This is a genomic window from Peribacillus deserti, assembly GCF_002863585.1.
In the GTDB taxonomy this organism is placed as follows: Bacteria; Bacillota; Bacilli; order Bacillales; family DSM-1321; genus Paraperibacillus; species Paraperibacillus deserti_A.
On record NZ_PGUY01000003.1, the window covers coordinates 51,432 to 72,051 of the forward strand.

Consider the following 20,620-nt stretch of genomic DNA (forward strand, 5'->3'; position numbering starts at 1 on the left):
TTAATGGTCTATCCTTTTTCTCTTATTAATGTACTGGAGGTAAGTGGGTTGGAAGGTATTTTGCCACTATTAAAACCAAAGGGATTAACATCCCATGACTGTGTGTTTAAATTAAGAAAGATTCTGCGCACAAAGAAAGTCGGACATACAGGCACTCTTGATCCTGACGTGACAGGGGTGCTCCCGATCTGTGTAGGGAAAGCAACTAAAATTGCAGAATACATAACGGATGCTGGAAAGGCTTATGAAGGAGAAGTGACACTGGGGTGGTCTACCACGACAGAAGATTCTTCCGGGGAAACAGTAGAGACGAAGCCTGTCGACAGAGTTTTTACCAGAGAGGAAATCCTCTCTGTTTTATCAGGATTAACCGGAACGATCACTCAGACACCTCCCATGTTTTCCGCCGTCAAGGTGAATGGGAAAAAGCTTTATGAGTATGCCAGGGCCGGTATTGAAGTAGAAAGGCCTTCACGGGAAGTAACCATCTATGATATCGAACTTCTGGACTCTAGAGATATCTTTGATGGAGAGAGGATTTCTTTTTCCTTCAGGGTCACCTGCAGTAAAGGCACATATATCCGTACCCTGGCTGTAATGATCGGAGAAAGACTAGGATTTCCTGCACATATGTCTTCACTTGTCCGGACAAAATCCGCATCATTCACCATTGAGGACTGCCTGACATTAGAGGAAGTGGAAGAAAAAGTTCAGGCTGGCGTTGATGTATTGCTTCCGTTAGAGGACGGGTTATCTCATTTGCCTAAATACAGGATAAGTGATAAAGTAGCAGAGAAAATTAAAAATGGGGCTGTTTTGCAGCAGCCAGCTGATGTAAAGACGCTTGAGGGCGAGCCTTTTGTAATGGTGGATAAAGAAAGCAAGGCGGTTGCCATCTACCAAGTTCACCCTTCAAAGCCTGGCCTGATCAAGCCTGTTAAAGTGCTTCGAAACGATCAGGAATAGACAGCCGGCCTGGCTCTTTTGTAACAAGGAAGAGGAGAATTCAAGTTGAAGGTATTTTATTTAAATCATCCTCACCAGTTTAATAAGAACGATTTTCCTCCGCATGTATTAGCCCTTGGCTTCTTTGACGGAGTCCATCTTGGACACAGGCAGGTCATACAGACCGCAAAGGAAAAGGCCGGAGGAATGTCCCTGCCTGTATCAATTATGACCTTTGATCCTCATCCTTCTGCTGTGCTGGGAAAAAGTACGAAGGTAGTAAAATACATTACACCTCTTAAAGAGAAAATCGAAATTATTAACAGGCTGGGAATAGACAATCTATTTGTAGTCCATTTTACAGAGTCTTTCGCAAAACTGCTTCCGCAGGAATTTGTGGATCAATACATCATCGGCCTCCATGTGAAACATGTTGTAGCTGGTTTTGACTATTCCTATGGTAGGCTTGGAAAAGGAACGATGGAAACTATGCCATTTCATTCTAGGGAAGAATTTACTTCAACAACTGTAGAAAAACATACATTGAATGACGAAAAAGTCAGCTCAACTCAAATTAGAGAAATGCTTGCAGACGGCAGGACAGAAGAACTCCCAAGTCTGCTTGGCCGATTCTATACAACATCAGGAACCGTCATACATGGTGAAAAAAGAGGGAGACAATTAGGCTTTCCTACAGCTAACATTTCTCTATCTGAAGAATTTATTTATCCATCGCCCGGTGTATATGCTGTCCGGATCCAAATAAATGATGAATGGTATCATGGAGTCTGCAATGTGGGCTTCAAGCCGACTTTTCATGAAAAAAGACCTGAAAACCCTAATGTAGAGGTCCATATCTTTGATTTTGACCGTTCTATTTACGGGGAAAACGTAAAAGTAGAATGGCATAAACGTTTAAGAAGCGAGCAGAAATTTAATGGTCTTGAGGCGCTTGTCGAACAAATATCTAAGGATAAGCAGGAGGCCAAATCATATTTTGGAGAATAAGAGCAGATGTACTTGCTTTTTAATCTGAATAGTTGTATGATATTATTTGTATGAGATGAACCACTTCTTGGCAATGCGAGTCACCAACGCTTGCTCAGTTTTCGGGGATTTTTAAGATTATTTGGAGGTGAACTACATGGCAATCACTAAAGAACGTAAGAATGAGCTAATCAACGAGTACAAAACTCACGAAGGCGATACTGGATCACCAGAAGTTCAAATTGCTGTCCTTACTGAAGACATCAACAATTTGAATGCGCATCTTCGCACTCATAAGAAAGACCACCACTCACGTCGCGGTCTTCTAAAAATGGTAGGTAGACGCCGTAACTTGCTTACTTACTTGCGTAATAAAGACGTTACTCGTTACCGCGAGCTAATCAACAAATTAGGTTTACGCCGATAATTTTCGAAGGAAAGCGGGAAATATTCCCGCTTTTTTATATATCAGCATTTTGTTTTTTACATACGGTCTAAAAGAGTACATAAGCTTCTATCTGAGAGCATTACCTTGTGTCTTTAGTTTTAAAACGGCCTATAAAGGGAAAATATCCCTTAATTCCGTCGAAAGTTTCACATAATTACTGTTATTCAAGGCTTTTTTCGTGCATAATATGAATAGTTTGTTTTATTTAAACATATGACAGATTTCACATATACCACATTAGCAGGAACACAAGTACATACCGCGTTTCCGGCTAATTGTTTAGAAAAGATGTATTTAGTGAAGAAGCAGAGAGGGGTTTTATTTTTAATGGAACAAAATAAAAAAACTTTTTCAATTGACTGGGCAGGACGCCCGCTGACAGTTGAAATAGGACAGCTTGCAAAGCAGGCTAATGGTTCTGCGTTAATCCGCTACGGCGATACGGCAGTGCTCAGCACCGCGACTGCATCTAAGGAACCTAAGACGGTTGACTTCTTTCCTTTAACTGTGAACTATGAAGAAAGACTGTATGCAGTAGGTAAAATACCTGGAGGATTCATCAAACGCGAAGGCCGTCCCAGTGAAAAGGCAATATTGGCAAGCCGTTTGATAGACCGCCCGATTCGTCCTTTATTTGCTGATGGTTTCCGAAATGAAGTTCAGGTTGTGAGTATGGTAATGAGTGTGGATCAAAGCTGTTCTTCAGAGATGGCAGCCATGTTTGGTTCTTCATTAGCTCTTACTGTATCCGACATCCCATTTGAAGGTCCGATTGCCGGTGTGGTTGTAGGAAGAATCAATGATGAATTCTTAATCAATCCAACGGTTGAACAAATGGAACAGAGTGATATCAACTTAACGGTAGCGGGAACAAAAGATGCGATCAACATGGTTGAAGCAGGAGCAGATGAGGTTCCCGAGGAAGTTATGCTCGAAGCCATTATGTTCGGGCATGAAGAAATCAAGCGTTTGATCGCATTCCAGGAAGAAATTGCGGCAGAGGTCGGAAAAGAGAAAACACAAGTGACTCTTTACGAACTGGATGCTGAGCTGGAAGCGGAAATCCGTGCATTGTCCGAGGCAGATATAAATAAAGCGGTACAAGTCCAGGAAAAGCATGCAAGAGAAGACGCAATCAAGGTAGTAAAAGACCGCGTTGTGGCAGAATTCGAAGGAAAAGAAGCGGATGATGCAACTCTTAAGCAGGTAAAAGAAATCCTGAGCAAGTTTGTAAAAGCCGAAGTCCGCAGACTGATTACGGAAGAAAAGGTTCGTCCTGATGGAAGAAATCCTGATGAAATCCGTCCGTTGTCTTCAGAAGTTGGCATTCTGCCAAGAACACACGGTTCTGGATTATTCACACGCGGACAGACTCAGGCACTCTCCACGTGTACACTTGGAGCTCTTGGAGATGTTCAGATCCTGGACGGCCTTGGTGTGGAAGAATCAAAACGGTTCATGCATCATTATAACTTCCCGCCATTCAGTGTCGGTGAAACAGGATTCATGAGAGGCCCAGGCCGCCGTGAAATCGGACATGGTGCATTGGGTGAGCGTGCCCTTGAGCCAATCCTGCCATCTGAAAAGGATTTCCCTTACACAGTCCGCCTTGTGGCAGAAGTGCTTGAGTCTAATGGTTCCACTTCTCAAGCAAGCATCTGTGCGAGCACCCTTGCGATGATGGATGCCGGTGTACCAATTAAAGCTCCTGTAGCAGGTATTGCGATGGGATTAATTAAATCCGGCGAGAACTACACAGTACTGACTGACATTCAAGGAATGGAAGACCATCTTGGAGATATGGATTTCAAAGTGGCTGGAACTGCAAAAGGTGTTACTGCTTTGCAAATGGATATCAAAATTGAAGGGCTTTCCCGCGAAATCCTTGAAGAGGCATTGCAGCAGGCTAAACGAGGCCGCATGCATATCCTTGAACACATGCTGAGTGCAATTAATGAGCCGCGTACCCAGCTTTCACAATATGCTCCGAAGATCCTGACCATGACGATCAATCCGGATAAAATCCGTGACGTCATTGGACCAAGCGGTAAGCAGATCAATAAAATTATTGAAGAAACAGGCGTTAAAATCGATATTGAGCAGGACGGCACTGTATTTATTTCTTCTACCAATGAAGAGATGAATCAAAAGGCCAGAAGAATAATCGAGGATATCGTCCGCGAAGTGGAAGTAGGCGCTCTTTATCTTGGTAAAGTAAAACGAGTGGAGAAGTTTGGGGCATTCGTTGAAATCTTTAACGGAAAAGATGGACTTGTTCATATATCAGAGCTTGCTGAAGAACGTGTCGGTAAAGTTGAAGATGTGGTAGCGGTCGGAGATGAGCTTCTAGTTAAGGTTCTAGATATAGATAAGCAGGGAAGAGTGAACTTGTCACACAAAGCGGTTCTTAAGGAACAGAAGGAAAAGGAACAGGCAGCGGCTAATTCTAATTCATAAGGCTGGGGAAACCCGGCTTTTTTTTAGCATAAAAAACGAATGAATCGTCAAGAATGTTCTACCTTGTCCCAAGCAGACATAAATTATCTAAAGCGAGTCGAGGCTTACGATTATTATGATGTTTGTTTCAGGAGGACAAGTGAGATGAATAGTAAATTTCAACATTTTATTGCTTTATCTGTAATTGCAGGTATATCATGGGTATTAGTCCAAAACCCGCTGACGGAGACTTTTGTGCAGGGATTGAATAATAGGCCGGACTCCACAGCTGCAGTCAGCCGTTTATATGCAGAAATTCAGGCTAAAGCACCAGACTATGAATTTCCTCCGCAGGATGCTAGAATTGATTCTGTCTGGAAAACAGTTCCTGGATATAACGGATTGAAGGTTGATCTGGAAGCCTCTTATAAGATCATGAAAAAGACAGGCAAGTTTGACAGTAAGAAGCTTATTTATAATCAGGTTCGACCTAAAAAGCATTTAAAGGATCTGCCGCCTGCGCCGATCTATAGAGCCAATACGGAAAAACCGGCTGTCAGCCTGCTCATAAATGTTGCCTGGGGAAATGAATATTTGCAGGACATGCTGTCCGTATTAAAAAAGAATGATGTAAAGGCTACGTTCTTTTTAGAAGGCAGATGGGCAAAAAAATATCCTGAGCTTGCTAAGATGATTAATGATGGCGGCCATGAGATAGGGAACCATTCATATTCGCACCCGGATATGAAACGTATTTCTGCGTCCCGGGCTGAGGAAGAGATTAAAAAGACAAGCGAAATTATCAAAGCGGTTACAGGAGTGACCTGCCGATGGTTTGCGCCGCCCAGCGGTAGTTTTAAAGATGAAACGGTCAAAATTGCAAGTGCAAACAAGATGGGTACTATAATGTGGAGTGTGGATACAATAGATTGGCAAAAGCCAAGTCCGGAAGTTTTGACTGAACGGGTACTATCCAAACTGCATCCTGGAGCGTTTATTTTAATGCATCCGACAGAATCCAGTGCAAACTCTTTGGATAAACTGATAAAAAGCATCAAAGCGAAAAATCTTCACCTCATGACCGTCTCCCAATCACTTAGTGAGGATAGGATCATGCATTAATAGTAAGAAAGAAGTTTGTTTTGCAGCTAGATTAGGAGGAATTTTATGATTAAAAGATATACTTGCCAAAATGGTGTAAGGATTGTATTGGAAAATATCCCAACAGTCCGTTCTGTTGCAATCGGCATTTGGATTAAGACAGGATCTAGAAATGAAAATCCGGTAAACAATGGCATTTCGCATTTTCTTGAGCACATGTTTTTTAAAGGGACAACTACACGTTCCGCAAGAGAAATTGCCGAGTCATTCGATAGTATCGGCGGGCATGTCAATGCTTTCACTTCCAAGGAGTATACATGCTATTACGCAAAGGTTCTTGATAATCATGCCAGCTATGCACTAGAAGTTTTGGCGGATATGTTTTTTAATTCTACTTTTGTAGAAGAAGAGCTTACAAAAGAGAAAAAAGTGGTCTACGAAGAAATTAAAATGTATGAAGATACTCCGGATGACATTGTCCACGACCTTCTCAGCAAGGCCGTTTATGAAAATCATCCATTGGGCTACCCCATCCTTGGTACGGAAGAAACACTGGAAACCTTCACAGGCGAAACTCTGAAACAGTATATCCATGATTTCTACACTCCGGATAACGTCGTAGTTTCAATCGCAGGCAATATTGATGAATCCTTTATCAAGGATGCCGAGAAATACTTTGGTGAGTATAAGGGCGGAAAAGGCAGCGGACCTGTGGTCAAAGCGGACTTCCATCAAAATACCCTCAGCAGGAAAAAAGAAACAGAACAGGCCCATGTCTGCCTAGGCTTTAACGGGCTGCCTATCGGCCATGAGCAGGTTTACAGCCTTGTGGCCCTGAACAATATTCTAGGAGGCAGCATGAGCAGCCGCTTGTTCCAGGAAGTAAGGGAACAAAGAGGACTGGCTTATTCCGTCTATTCCTACCATTCAGCATACCAGGAGAACGGCTTAGTCACCATCTACGGAGGCACAGGAGCAAGCCAGCTTGATGTACTTCTCGAAACCATCCAGGAAACCCTGGCGAAGCTAAAAGCAGAGGGCATCACTGAACGAGAACTACGAAACAGTAAAGAGCAGCTAAAAGGAAGCCTGATGCTGAGCTTAGAAAGCACAAACAGCCGAATGAGCCGCAACGGGAAAAATGAATTGCTGCTGGGCAGACATCGTTCACTGGATGAAATAGTCGAAGAAATCGACAGTGTATCTGAGGAAAGTGTAAATACACTGGGCAGGGAAATCTTCAACGACCAATATTCATTATCATTGATCAGCCCGCTTGAAGGCTGGGTGCAGAAATAATAGGCATGAAGAGAGACAGATTGATTCTGTCTTTTTTTTTTGGACTAGAAGAGGAATTGCCGTGTTAAAGTCCCCGCAGGGTTTTGTTGTAGGTTCATGCTCCGCGCATGATGTTTATAAAAGAGTTCGTAGACCATTCACTTCAAAATCCTGGGAGATTAAACTCAAAAAATCACGCCTTCACTAAAAATATTTTTTCAGGCTTCTATATTGTGTCCCCTCTTTATAAGATGTAGTAATGGGACAAATCGGAGGTGATGCCTGTGAGGCTAAGTGAACTAAGCGGCAAAGAGATTGTGGATGTGAAAAGGGCGGAAAGGCTTGGAGTGCTCGGGCAGACGGACCTTGAAATAAATGAAAAGGGCCAGATAACCGCTCTCATCATTCCCAATGTTAAATGGTTCGGCTTCAAGAAGAACGGTACAGAGATCAGGGTGCCGTGGAATCACATTAAAAAAATTGGAACAGATATGATCATCATTGATATACCGGGCGCCGGACCGGAAACTGAATAAAGGAAAAAGGGCAGTTCTCTGTGAAGGAGAACTGCTCAGGCTGCCGGGCAAGTCTCGGCGGCTTTTTCTTACTGTCCTGATATACGCGTAATTAGCTTGTTTCCCTGGGAAATAGGCGAGCCCTGCCTGATCTTCTGCAAATGGATTGAAGCGCTGCTATGGATACAAAGGACTCCCGCTCGGTAATAAGCATATTCCTCACAAGAAGAACATAAAGGCGGCTGGAAAAGCATAAAGCAACAAACATAAGCATAGAAAGAAGCGAGATAATCATAAACATGGAAAACATAAGCATAAAACCTAGAAACATAAGCGTAAACCTTCAGCATATAAGCATATCTCTATAGAAGGTAAGCATAAATCCTATTGCATGGTTCCATTCCCTTCAAAATTTAATAAAAACTCTTCCAAAGAGCCTGTTTTTCCAAAGCTCCGGGAGACAAACTGTAAAACGTAACGAAGAATTGCGGTGCATCCGTAAAAAATACTTGTTTTTCGACAGATTTCCCCAATACTGCAATCGTGCGGAATCAAAAAATCGATACCCTAAAATGGAATCAAACCGGATGAAATTTGCAGAGCAGTTCTCTGTAAAGGAGAACTGTTCTTTTTACGGAAGTGTTGATTGATGAAACAGAATAAGCAGGTACATCAAGGTTTACGAGAGGGAGGACATCAACCATATTTTCTATATGTCCTTTTATATACTAACAGGGACTATAAAGTGGACTATAGATGTTGAGAATGTGCTCAGGGTGTGTATTAGGGTTCTATTAGGCTAGATATTTTCCAAAGTTCCTTTGTTTTCGAGATGGCTCATTTTCCTTCCTTCGCATACCCAAAAGGTCGATTTCCCTATCTCCTGTGTCCCCTTGTATTCATCGGACCTATCCATTTTTTGACTCGTTGTAATTTAGCCGCACTACTCTGGTCTTCCAAGCAAATCAGGGCCATTCCAAAAGGCCTAAAACCTTCGGTTCGTTTTTATATATTCCCCAATACACCTTCCTCTGCCGCCGCAAGTCCCCTTAACTGCCTCCCCCAGTGTATTCACCTTAATCACTGATACCTCATATTATAAAAAGTATTGAGAGACTTCCTTCGATTCATGATGTATTTTCTAAACAAAAGCGCAGTTCGATAATTTGTCTGGCAGGCCTAAATACTGCAAGCTTAGAACATTTTCTACAGAAGAAGGTGACATGTAAATGCTGACGGGCATACAAATCGCTGTTATCGGCGGAGATGCAAGACAGCTTGAAGTGGTGAGGAAGCTGACACAGCTTGATGCCAAACTCTGGCTGGTGGGCTTTGAGCAATTAGACCATGCGTTCACCGGGGCGGTTAAGGAAAAGCTGGGAGACCTTAATATGAGCGGCATTGACGCAATTATACTTCCCGTTCCCGGAACAAATGCGGAAGGCAGTATAGAAACCATTTTTTCCAGTGAAAAGGTTACGTTAACAGAAGATATATTAAAAAAGACACCGGAACATTGCACCATCTACTCCGGTATTTCCAATGCTTACTTAGATAAAATAACCAAAAATGCAGACAGGAAGCTTGTAAAGCTGTTTGAACGTGATGATGTAGCAATCTATAATTCTATACCTACTGTTGAAGGAACCATCATGATGGCAATTCAGCACACAGACTACACGATTCATGGATCAAATGTAACGGTGCTTGGCCTCGGCAGGGTTGGGATGAGTGTAGCCAGGACATTCCATGCTCTAGGAGCCAAGGTGAAGGTTGGCGCACGGAAGAGCGAAGACCTTGCGCGGATTACGGAAATGTCTTTAATTCCATTCCATATTAAGGATTTAGAGCAGGCCGTCAAGGATACCGACATTTGCATTAATACGATACCTTTTCCGGTTGTCACAGCGGCTATATTGGCTAATATGCCAGCGCACACACTCGTCATTGATCTAGCATCAAAGCCCGGCGGAACGGACTTTAGATATGCGGAAAAAAGAGGGATCAAGGCATTGCTTGCACCGGGGCTTCCCGGTATTGTGGCACCGAAAACAGCAGGGAAAATCCTGGCCAATGTGCTTGCCCAGCTTCTCGATCACGATATGAAACAGCGAAAGGGGAATACACCATGAGTTTGAAAGGCAAAAGAATTGGTTTTGGATTGACCGGGTCTCACTGTACGTACGATGCAGTCTTCCCAGAGATTGAAAAATTGGTGAATGAAGGGGCGGAGGTTATCCCGATCGTTACCCATACGGTCCAAAATACTGAGACACGTTTTGGAAAAGGCGATGACTGGGTCAAACGGATCGTCGAGCTGACAGGCAACAATGTGGTTGATTCAATCGTTAAAGCAGAGCCGCTTGGACCGAAGCTTCCACTCGATTGCATGGTCATTGCGCCGCTCACGGGAAGTTCGATGAGCAAGCTTGCGAACGCCCAGACCGATTCCCCTGTGCTGATGGCTGCGAAAGCCACGATGAGAGGCCACAGGCCCGTTGTATTGGGGATTTCTACCAATGATGCCCTCGGCTTAAATGGAATCAATTTAATGCGTTTAATGGCAGCTAAAGATTTGTATTTTATCCCTTTTGGCCAGGACGATCCGGAGAAGAAACCAAACTCGATGGTGGCCCGGATGAGCCAGTTAAGAGACACCATTATCCACGCAATGAATAAAGAACAAATTCAACCCGTTATTGTCGAAAGGTATCGGGATCCAAATTAATTCAACAAAATTCAATGCCTTTAGTCTGCTATTATGTTAAAATAGATATGTTTTATTAGATTATTAAACAGATAAACATTACAATAACATCTAAAGTCAATTTACATTAGTAATTATGGAGGGTAATAGAAAATGGGGGAAGCAAAAGGTTTAAATATAGCAGTAGTCGGAGCAACCGGAGCTGTTGGACAGCAGATGCTCCGCACACTAGAAAATAGAAATTTTCCTATCAAACATTTAACCCTGTTGTCTTCAGCAAGATCTGCAGGAACAAAAGTCACATTTAAAGGTGAAGAATATGTTGTCCAGGAGGCGGCCCCAGACAGCTTTGAAGGTATAGATATCGCTCTTTTCTCAGCAGGAGGATCCGTTTCAAAAGCACTTGCACCGGAAGCCGTTAAACGCGGTGCGATCGTGGTGGACAATACAAGCGCTTATCGCATGGACACAGATGTCCCGCTTGTTGTGCCTGAAGTGAATGAAGAGGACCTTAGAGGCCATAATGGTATTATTGCGAATCCGAATTGCTCTACAATCCAGATGGTGGTGGCGCTTGAGCCATTAAGACAGCAGTACGGATTAAATAAAGTAGTTGTATCCACATACCAGGCAGTTTCAGGTGCCGGTGCAGCGGCTGTGGCTGAAATGAAAGACCAGGCTCGTGCCATTTTGAATGATGAAGAATTTACACCTCAAATTCTTCCGGTTGGCAGTGACGTGAAAAAATACCAGATTGCGTTTAATGCCGTACCGCAAATCGATAAGTTTCAGGATAACGGATTTACCTTCGAAGAAATGAAGATGGTGAATGAAACGAAGAAGATTATGCATATGCCTGAACTGAAGGTTGCCGCAACCTGTGTGCGCCTTCCTGTTGAAACAGGACATTCAGAATCTGTCTATATTGAAATCGATCAGGAAGGCGTTACCGCATCAGATATTCAACAGCTTTTGGAAAAAGCGCCTGGGGTAGTGCTTCAAGACAACCCAAGCGAACAAATTTATCCAATGCCTGCACACAGCGTTGGTAAAAATGACGTGTTTGTGGGAAGAATACGCAAAGACCTAGATGAAGAAAAAGGCTTCCACATGTGGATTGTTTCAGATAATCTGTTAAAAGGTGCTGCATGGAATTCAGTTCAGATTGCAGAAAGCCTGTTAAGAATGGGTTTAGTTGAAGAAAAATAAGATTACGGATTAATAGCATAACGAACAGCCTTCCAAAAACGGAGGGCTGGACTTCATTTGAGGTGTAAACATGAAAATCATCGTTCAGAAATTCGGCGGGACATCGGTACGTGATGAACAAAGCCGCAGCCATGCACTTCGACATATCCAGCGGGCATTGAAGGAAGGATACAAAGCCGTAATAGTCGTCTCTGCAATGGGACGTAAAGGCGAACCCTATGCGACCGATACTCTTCTATCGCTGGTAAATGGAACAGACAGCAAGATCACAAAGCGTGAGTATGATTTATTATTATCTGTGGGAGAAACGATTTCATCAGTTGTATTTACAAACCTCCTGCTTGAAAATGGGATTAAGGCAACCGCCTTTACAGGAGCGCAGGCAGGCTTCCGCACCACCAATGACCATACGAATGCGAAAATCGCTGAAATGAAATGCGATAGAATCAAAAGGGAACTCGAACATTATGATGCCATTGTGGTGGCTGGTTTCCAAGGGGCAGCAAGGAACGGAGATATCACTACACTCGGACGCGGCGGCAGCGATACATCAGCAGCGGCACTCGGGGCAGCCCTGAATGCAGAATGGGTGGATATTTTTACGGATGTAGAGGGTATCATGACTGCAGATCCCCGCATTGCCGAAAATGCAAGGCCTCTAGAAGTGGTAACGTATAACGAGGTCTGTAATATGGCATATCAGGGAGCAAAAGTGATTCATCCTAGAGCAGTTGAGATTGCGATGCAGGCAAAAGTTCCGATCAGGATCAGGTCCACCTATACAGACGGCATGGGTACTCTTGTTACGTCGATCAGCAAGGATAAGCGCGGTACAGATATTAAAGAACGGCTAGTTACCGGAATTGCCCATGTTTCCAGCATTACGCAAATCAAGGTTTCCGCCAAAAAGAATCAGTATGATCTGCAGGCAGAAGTATTTAAAGCGATGGCGAACGCACAAATCAGTGTAGACTTTATCAATATTTCTCCACAGGGTGTTGTATATACAGTCAGTGAAGAGATGACTGACCTCGCTGTCGAGATTCTTGAAAAATTGGATTATGATCCTAAAGTACAGCGCAACTGTGCCAAAGTTTCAGTTGTTGGAGCTGGTATTACCGGGGTTCCGGGGGTAACTGCAAAAATTGTTACAGCCCTTTCAGAGCAGGGGATCAGTATTCTGCAGTCAGCGGACAGCCATACTACCATTTGGGTCCTTGTGAAGGCAGAGGATTTAATACAAGCAGTGAATGCATTGCATGATGCATTTGAGCTGCATATAGAAACATTAGAAAATGGGCCTGGGGAAACTGCCCCTAAGAATTAAGGAGTGAATATTGTGCATTTTGGAAGAGTTTCGACGGCAATGGTAACCCCATTTGACGCCAAGGGCAATATTGATTTTGCCAAAACTACTCAGCTTGTAAATTATTTAATTGAGAATGGCACCGATTCTTTAGTCATTGCCGGTACAACCGGGGAATCGCCGACACTTTCTACTGAAGAAAAAATCGCGTTGTTCCGCCATGTGGTTAAGGCTGTAAACAATCGTATTCCTGTTATCGCGGGAACCGGGAGCAATAACACACGGGCTTCAATCGAACTTACAAAAAAAGCGGAGGAAACTGGTGTCGATGCCATCATGCTGGTTGCCCCGTACTATAACAAACCAAATCAAGAAGGCCTTTACCAGCATTTTGCAGCCATTGCTGAAAGCACTTCTCTTCCAGTCATGATCTATAATATTCCTGGCAGAGCTGTTGTTAATATAGCTGTTGATACAGTTGTAAGACTTTCTAAAATTCCTAATATCGTAGCAGTCAAAGAAGCAAGCGGAGACTTGAACGCTATGACAGAAATATTAGCAAATACGGATGAGGACTTTATGCTATACAGCGGAGATGACAGCTTAACCCTTCCTGTCCTTGCAATTGGCGGAACGGGCATTGTTTCTGTATCTTCCCATATTGTCGGAAACGAAATGCAGAAAATGATTGAAGCATTCTACACAGGAGACTACAAGGGGGCTTCAAGCCTTCATCAGCAGTTAAGTCCGATCATGAAAGGCCTGTTCGCTGCCCCAAGCCCGGTGCCTGTGAAAACAGCGCTGCAATATAAAGGCTTGAATGTCGGATCGGTAAGACTGCCGCTTGTATCTTTAACAGAAGCTGAAAGAAGTTCATTGATCAATCTGCTTCAGCAGATGCCTCATTAATGATTGCATGACCTGCCTCTGGCAGGTTTTTTTATGGGCAATGTTTAAAGGTATTGTTGATTTGCATTGCGTTGATCTCGCTGCAGGTCCCGAAGACATCCTGCGGAATTATCTGGTCAAGGGGAGACCCCACGAGCATAAGCGGGAAAGGGAGGCATCCCCAGCCGCCCGGCGGAAAACAAATCCTACCCTCTGATAAACAGGGGAGTTTAACAGGCTTATAATAAATGAAATTAATATTTTAAGAGTCTATTGGTTGTCACCTGTTTTTTGATTCATGTATAATGAAAATAATTGGAATGGGACGGTTTATTTCAGCATAGGAGGACATGAATTTGAAAACAGAAAATAAAATAAGAATCATTTCACTTGGAGGCCAGGGAGAGTCAGGGAAGAACATGTATCTGGCCGAAGTGGACGAAGATATATACATACTAGATGCAGGACTGATGTATCCGGAGGTTGGCATGCTGGGAATAGATGTAGTGATCCCGGATATTTCCTATCTGCTTGAACATAGAAATAGAATACAGGGGATCTTTCTAACGCATGGCCATGAAGACCATATTGGAGCACTCCCTTTTATTCTAAATCAGCTGAAAGTGCCTGTTTATGGTACGAAGCTGACGCTTGAACTCGCCAAAGCGAATTTAAGAGAGCACGATTTCACTGAAGATGTGGACTTTGAATTAATCAATTCTTCATCCATCCTTCAATTCCCGGCAAGTACCATTTCTTTTTTCAAAACCAATCATAGCATTCCAGACTCTGTAGGGATTTGTATTGATACTACCGAGGGTGCCATTGTATACACAGGCGACTTTAAGTTCGACCAGGCAGCTGCAGAGCTGTACCAGCCTGAGATAGGGAAAATGGCAGCCATTGGGGAAAAAGGAGTAGCTGTCCTATTATCTGTCAGCTCAGGAGCCGAAAAACCAGGATATACAGCATCGGAAGCGATTGCGGCTAAAGGGATGATGGACGTTTTTTACAACGCAAAGAAACGGATTATTGTTGCATGCTTTGCGTCTCATATTAACAGGATCCAGCATGTATTCAATGCAGCATCCGAAAATGGAAAAAAAGTGGCGGTTGTCGGCAAAAGCCTTCAGCGGGTTTACGATATTGCACTTTCAAATGGGTATCTAGATGTACCTGAAGATATTATTATTCCCATATCCGAAATTGGGAGCTATCCCGATAACGAAGTGGTTGTCCTGGTGACTGGTTCACAGGGGGAGCCTATAGAAGCCTTACAAAAAATGGCCAAAAAAAACCATAGGCAGATTAATATCCAGGAAGGCGATACGGTACTGATTGCTGCACCTCCAATTAAAGGCGGCGAGATCAATCTCTACAAAACCATGGATATGGTATATCGAGCTGGAGCTGAAGTGGTGTCTGGCCGGAAAGTGATAAATGTACCAGGCCACGGAAGCCAGGAAGAATTAAAAATGATGCTGAACCTGATGAAGCCTAGTTTCCTGCTTCCTGTCCACGGCGAATACAGGATGCTCAAGGCACATGCAAAGCTTGCTGCAGAGTGGGGGATGCCTAAGGAAAGAATCCTGATTCCTGACAAAGGCGAAATTGCTGAAATTCAGGGTGATCACATCAATACGACAGGGAAGGTCCCAGCGGGTAATGTGCTGATAGATGGAAGCGGTGTTGGGGATGTGGGAAATATCGTCCTGCGCGACCGCCGTCTCCTTTCCCAGGATGGCATCCTGATTGTTGTCATCAGTTTAAATAAATCACGCAAAGCCATCTCGGCCGGACCAGAAATCATTTCACGCGGCTTTGTCTACGTCAGGGAATCTGAAAAGCTGATGGATGAAGCCAATTCACTTGTAAAAGGAATCGTCCAGAAGAAAATTTCAGGTGAATCATTTGAATGGGCCAGCTTAAAACAAGAAATACGAGATGGCTTAAATCAATTCTTATATGAGAAAACAAAACGCAGACCTATGATTCTTCCTATCATTATGGAAGGTTAAATCCCATGAAACCCCCTGCCCCGTATGTAGCGGCAGGGGGTTTTGCCGCCTATCCTTTCAATGAAATAATTCGATTCTCTTCAGGCTGGAATGAACTTATTCAAAAAAGTTCATACTACCTATTATCAATAGTGAAGGGGAAATGAATATGACTAACGATGAAAAGCGGGTAGAAGGCGAACGGCAGGAAACAGGCAAGCCTGCTTCTTCGCTTATAGAAAAAATCCAACAGCTTGGACAGACAGATGTCCCCCAGATGTCAAAGGATTCAAAAATTCATTGTTTAACGATTGTAGGCCAGATCGAAGGGCATATGCAGCTGCCTCCGCAAAATAAAACAACTAAATATGAACATGTTATTCCTCAAATCGTGGCAATCGAACAAAATCCAAACATCGAAGGACTTTTGGTGATTTTAAATACAGTCGGGGGTGATGTAGAAGCGGGACTCGCAATCTCTGAAATGCTTGCTTCCCTGTCAAAGCCTACTGTTTCCATCGTGTTAGGCGGAGGTCACTCAATCGGCGTACCAATTGCTGTCTCATGTGATTACTCCTTTATCGCTGAAACGGCAACCATGACCATACATCCAATCAGGCTTACAGGGCTGGTCATCGGTGTGCCGCAGTCCTTTGAATATCTGGATAAAATGCAGGAGCGGATTGTAAACTTTGTAACTAAGCATTCTAATATCTCCGAGGAAAAATTTAAAGAGCTTATGCTTTCAAAAGGCAACCTGACACGGGATATTGGAACAAATATCGTAGGATCGGAAGCCGTGGAAAGCGGTTTGATACATGCTGTAGGCGGCGTCGGCCAGGCAATGAAAAAATTAAATGAATTAATTTCGGCCAGGGCAGATGATAAGAATGGCGGGCTGATCCAATGATCATTTACACGCCGATGCCTCATGAATTAATTTTTGAAAATGAAGCAAAAGAACAGCTGCCTGTAATGGAAATCGATTATATGGGTATTCCTGTACAGGTACAGTTACAATCTGCGTTCAGCTGCAGGGTCGAAAGGATCATAAGCACCAATCCCGATGATTATTTAGACCCTCGTATCCAGCCGGGTGCAGTCCTGCATTATTCCCCGTCGGAATTTGCAAGATGAAAGCTCGTCCAATTCAAGATAATTATGATATAATTAGCAGTATCATCCATAGGCAGCCATAAGGCTGCTTTATTTTCTGCAAATATCTGTGCTAGTGTAAAGGGCGAAATGTTCGGTTCTGCCCTGGGCTGCTAAAGGCTCGGCGACCGCCGGGTTTTTATTATTATTGGATATAGTGAAAATAGCTGCTTTTCTTTCTAGTAAACGCGGATCATTAAGGTGGAGTTCTTGACCCCCTTTGAAAAACGGCGTTTCTGAAAGAAGATGTGAAGAAAATTATTCAGAGATAAGCCCGGAATTCCTGGGTGATATAAGTAAGTAAAGGTGATGAAATGGCAAAACGAAAAAGACGGTCGAAAAAGAAGTCAGAGGGCATTAAAGAGACGCTGAAGTTCGAGCTGATCGGGCTGATTTTATTCGGTTTATCAGCTATTGCTATGGCTGGACTCGGTACCGTTGGCAAATCAATGGTTTTGATGGTTCGTCTCTTTATGGGCGAGTGGTACATACTATTTTTAATTGGACTTAGTATACTTAGTATCTATTTAATGTGGAAAAGAAAGCTCCCATTTTTCTTTAAAAGACAGCTCATGGGAATATATTTTATCGTTGCATCGATTCTTCTGCTCAGTCATGTTACTTTATTTGAGCTTCTGTCAGAGGGCGGGCCATTCAAAAAGCCCAGTGTGATCTCGAATACATGGGAATTATTCTGGATGGAAGTCAAGGGGGACGCCAGCACACGCGATTTAGGCGGAGGAATGATAGGAGCGATTTTATTTGCTGCATGCTATTTCCTATTTGACAGCGCCGGAACGAAAATCATTGCATTTCTGCTGATTGTAATCGGGTTTATTCTCCTTACAGGCAAGACGCTTGGCGACACCCTGGGAAAACTCATCCAAGGCACAGGTGAATTTACAAGATCCCAATGGGGGGCCTTTATCGATGACATGAAATCCTGGCAGGGTGAGCGCGTCGAAAAAAGGAGACAAAGGCAGGAAGAAGCAGAAGCGGAGCAAGAGGCTTCACAAAGGACAGAAATTATTACGCCAGCAATTCCGGAACACACGGAACTGGTCCATGAGCCGGAACAGCCAATTATCTCCAACTTTGCAAGCAGGGCCTATGGAGAGGAAGAAAATTTGCCGGCAAGCGAACAGGAAGCAAATCCTGCTCCAAAAAAATCGTCAAACGACACAGAGGAAGCAAAAGAAGATCTTTCACCGCCGATCAATTTTACAGAAGTGGAGAATGCGAAGTACAAGCTTCCGCCAATGTCTCTTCTAACGGTTCCTAAGAAAACGGATCAGAGCGGAGAATTTAAACTGATCCATGCAAATGCAGCCAAGCTTGAGAAAACCTTCATCAGCTTTGGTGTTAAAGCCAAAGTGACACAGGTGCACCTTGGCCCGGCTGTTACTAAATATGAAGTACATCCTGATACAGGGGTCAAGGTAAGCAAAATTGTCAGCCTGGCCGATGATATCGCGCTCGCTCTTGCTGCGAAGGGCATTAGAATTGAAGCTCCTATACCTGGAAAATCAGCAGTCGGCATTGAGGTGCCTAATACTGAGGTAGCAATGGTCACACTCAGGGAAGTCATTGATTCCAAGGAGCATAACAAACCGGAATCAAAACTTCAGATCGGGCTTGGCCGGGATATAGGCGGGGACGCCGTACTGGCAGAGTTAAACAAAATGCCTCATCTTTTGGTTGCCGGAGCCACAGGAAGCGGGAAGTCTGTCTGTATTAACGGGATTATAACCAGTATATTGATGAGAGCAAAGCCGCATGAAGTTAAATTGATGATGATCGATCCCAAAATGGTCGAGCTGAATGTTTATAATGGGATTCCCCATTTGCTGGCGCCTGTAGTAACGGATGCAAAAAAAGCATCGCAGGCATTGAAAAAAGTCGTCGGGGAAATGGAGAGACGCTATGAATTATTCTCTCACAGCGGAACCAGAAATATCGAAGGGTACAATGAATCCATTAAAAGGCATAATGAGGAAAGTGAAGCTAAACAGCCGCTTCTTCCCTATATCGTCGTCATTGTCGATGAGCTTGCTGATTTAATGATGGTTGCTTCCTCAGATGTCGAGGATGCCATCACACGTCTCGCACAAATGGCCCGAGCCGCAGGGATACACTTAATCATCGCCACGCAGAGGCCGTCAGTAGACGTAATAACCGGGGTGATAAAGGCGAATATTCCTTCTCGAATAGCGTTTAGTGTTTCCTCCATGACCGATTCCCGGACGATCCTGGATATGGGTGGTGCCGAAAAGCTGCTTGGCCGTGGAGATATGCTGTTTCTGCCGGTTGGAGCCTCTAAACCGGTAAGGGTGCAGGGAGCATTTCTGTCAGACAACGAGGTTGAAGAGATCGTGAATTATGTCATTTCCCAACAGAAAGCACAATATAACGAAGCGATGATCCCGGATGAAATCCCGGAAGCGTCGGGTGAAGTGGATGATGATTTATATGATGATGCTGTCCAGCTGGTTGTAGAAATGCAGACAGCTTCAGTATCCATGCTGCAAAGACGTTTCAGGGTAGGATACTCCCGTGCCGCAAGATTAATTGACGAAATGGAACTGCGCGGCATCGTAGGCCCTTATGAGGGTAGCAAGCCAAGAAACGTACTAGTGGGTAAAGATCAAAATGAAGCACATACGTCATAAACGAAAAGAGGGGGCAGCCCCTCTTTTTTTTTGTAACTTTTAGTAATCCCAGTGGTTGGAGGGATGATTTAAGTATACTCGCGGTTTGGGAGCTGCCTTTTTTAGGACTTGACCCACACGAAAGTTATTCACTTAGATTATCTGTGTGGAGTGGGGACACTACGTTTTTTGTTACAGGCCATAAATGTTGCCGACCATCAAAAGGAGCCTTTTTAAGGTGACAGGTCTGCACAAATAATCTTCAGGTTGACTACTAAAGAGGTAGGGGAGACTCTATTTTTGGCAGTTAGATATATGAATTAGGTTCATTTCTCATATTTTTTAATTGCCAGCTGTCTTATACAGGTAATTTGTAACAGTTTTTATCTAATAACTCAGATTTTTGTATCCTGCGAATGGTTTACGCTTATCTTTTTGGAAGTTATGCTTATGTCCTTGCGGTTTATGCTTACCTTTTATGGTTTTATGCTTAGCTTTTAAAGGTTTATGCTTATCTCTCATAAACCAATGCGTATCTTTTTCGCTTTATGCTTATCCTTTTGCCTTTATGCTTATCTCTTAGCAATTATGCTTATCCATAAGTTTTTATATTCTCCTACAGGGGAAAATGCTCTTTGGGGCGGGCGGATATTCACATTAAACGGCTACGTGTCCTTCGGATAGGAAATGCTATTTACTCCGCGAGCGGATATTCATATACATTCTACCTGCTTATTCACGCATGTATAAATGAAATGGTCAGCCTAGAAGGAACTAACCAGGATGAAGTGTCGAAATCTACCGCAAAGTAAAGGTTTAGCACCTTCAAGCCCGCAACATCCGCCAAGCATAATAAATAGGGATTTGCCACAACCTGGAGAGGGAATCTTCCCTCTTTTTTTATGTGGTAAACACATAATATTCTGCATAATTCGACAGCATATAAACAAATTTTTTTCAACTATTTATTTATTCAAAAAAAATGATAAAGTATATTCGA

The 20,620-nt window shown here is 43.4% G+C and carries 16 protein-coding genes; all 16 read left to right on the forward strand.

The features are described from left to right. The first annotated feature begins 48 nt into the window (after window positions 1–48). The 16 genes from truB to CUU66_RS01745 all read left to right on the forward strand — a co-directional run bounded on the left by truB (window position 49) and on the right by CUU66_RS01745 (window position 19,641). Window positions 49–966 carry a tRNA pseudouridine(55) synthase TruB gene (gene truB, locus CUU66_RS01665; RefSeq protein WP_101639949.1) on the forward strand — a complete coding sequence of 306 codons (918 nt, stop codon included), beginning with the start codon at window positions 49–51 and terminating at the stop codon, window positions 964–966. A gap of 45 nt (window positions 967–1,011) precedes the next feature. Further along, window positions 1,012–1,953: a bifunctional riboflavin kinase/FAD synthetase gene (ribF, locus tag CUU66_RS01670; RefSeq protein ID WP_101639950.1), complete on the forward strand. Its 942-nt coding sequence runs from the start codon at window positions 1,012–1,014 to the stop codon at window positions 1,951–1,953. 136 nt (window positions 1,954–2,089) lie between these two features. Beyond that, the gene (rpsO, locus tag CUU66_RS01675; protein ID WP_101639951.1) at window positions 2,090–2,359 is read left to right on the forward strand and encodes a 30S ribosomal protein S15; all 270 of its coding nucleotides are present in this window, start codon (window positions 2,090–2,092) and stop codon (window positions 2,357–2,359) included. A 348-nt stretch (window positions 2,360–2,707) separates the two neighbouring features. Then, on the forward strand, window positions 2,708–4,837 hold the full coding sequence (gene pnp / locus CUU66_RS01680; RefSeq protein ID WP_101639952.1) for a polyribonucleotide nucleotidyltransferase: 2,130 nt from the start codon (window positions 2,708–2,710) through the stop codon (window positions 4,835–4,837). Window positions 4,838–4,981: 144 nt separating this feature from the next. Continuing rightward, window positions 4,982–5,938 carry a polysaccharide deacetylase family protein gene (locus CUU66_RS01685; RefSeq protein WP_101639953.1) on the forward strand — a complete coding sequence of 319 codons (957 nt, stop codon included), beginning with the start codon at window positions 4,982–4,984 and terminating at the stop codon, window positions 5,936–5,938. A gap of 45 nt (window positions 5,939–5,983) precedes the next feature. Further along, window positions 5,984–7,216: a M16 family metallopeptidase gene (locus CUU66_RS01690; protein WP_101639954.1), complete on the forward strand. Its 1,233-nt coding sequence runs from the start codon at window positions 5,984–5,986 to the stop codon at window positions 7,214–7,216. 263 nt (window positions 7,217–7,479) lie between these two features. Continuing rightward, window positions 7,480–7,731 (forward strand): YlmC/YmxH family sporulation protein, encoded by a 252-nt coding sequence (locus CUU66_RS01695; RefSeq protein ID WP_101639955.1) that lies wholly within the window; start codon window positions 7,480–7,482, stop codon window positions 7,729–7,731. 1,208 nt (window positions 7,732–8,939) lie between these two features. Continuing rightward, the gene (gene dpaA, locus CUU66_RS01705) at window positions 8,940–9,842 is read left to right on the forward strand and encodes a dipicolinic acid synthetase subunit A (RefSeq protein ID WP_101639957.1); all 903 of its coding nucleotides are present in this window, start codon (window positions 8,940–8,942) and stop codon (window positions 9,840–9,842) included. Beyond that, complete coding sequence (locus tag CUU66_RS01710; protein ID WP_101639958.1) at window positions 9,839–10,438, forward strand: dipicolinate synthase subunit B; 600 nt, start codon at window positions 9,839–9,841, stop codon at window positions 10,436–10,438. Before dpaA ends, CUU66_RS01710 begins: the two co-directional genes overlap by 4 nt. A 132-nt stretch (window positions 10,439–10,570) precedes the next feature. Next, window positions 10,571–11,626 (forward strand): aspartate-semialdehyde dehydrogenase, encoded by a 1,056-nt coding sequence (gene asd / locus CUU66_RS01715; protein WP_101639959.1) that lies wholly within the window; start codon window positions 10,571–10,573, stop codon window positions 11,624–11,626. 70 nt (window positions 11,627–11,696) lie between these two features. After that, on the forward strand, window positions 11,697–12,953 hold the full coding sequence (gene dapG / locus CUU66_RS01720; RefSeq protein ID WP_101639960.1) for an aspartate kinase: 1,257 nt from the start codon (window positions 11,697–11,699) through the stop codon (window positions 12,951–12,953). A gap of 9 nt (window positions 12,954–12,962) precedes the next feature. After that, window positions 12,963–13,841, forward strand: coding sequence for a 4-hydroxy-tetrahydrodipicolinate synthase (dapA, locus tag CUU66_RS01725; RefSeq protein ID WP_101640011.1), 879 nt, complete (start codon window positions 12,963–12,965; stop codon window positions 13,839–13,841). A gap of 329 nt (window positions 13,842–14,170) precedes the next feature. Next, window positions 14,171–15,838 carry a ribonuclease J gene (locus CUU66_RS01730; RefSeq protein WP_101639961.1) on the forward strand — a complete coding sequence of 556 codons (1,668 nt, stop codon included), beginning with the start codon at window positions 14,171–14,173 and terminating at the stop codon, window positions 15,836–15,838. Between the two features lie 148 nt (window positions 15,839–15,986). Beyond that, entirely contained in the window at window positions 15,987–16,727 is a 741-nt protein-coding gene (locus tag CUU66_RS01735; RefSeq protein ID WP_101639962.1) for a ClpP family protease, read from the forward strand. Next, window positions 16,724–16,954, forward strand: a complete 231-nt coding sequence (locus CUU66_RS01740) for a YlzJ-like family protein (RefSeq protein WP_101639963.1) — start codon at window positions 16,724–16,726, stop codon at window positions 16,952–16,954. Before CUU66_RS01735 ends, CUU66_RS01740 begins: the two co-directional genes overlap by 4 nt. Before the next feature lie 332 nt (window positions 16,955–17,286). Further along, the gene (locus CUU66_RS01745; RefSeq protein WP_101639964.1) at window positions 17,287–19,641 is read left to right on the forward strand and encodes a DNA translocase FtsK; all 2,355 of its coding nucleotides are present in this window, start codon (window positions 17,287–17,289) and stop codon (window positions 19,639–19,641) included. Window positions 19,642–20,620: the final 979 nt, after the last annotated feature.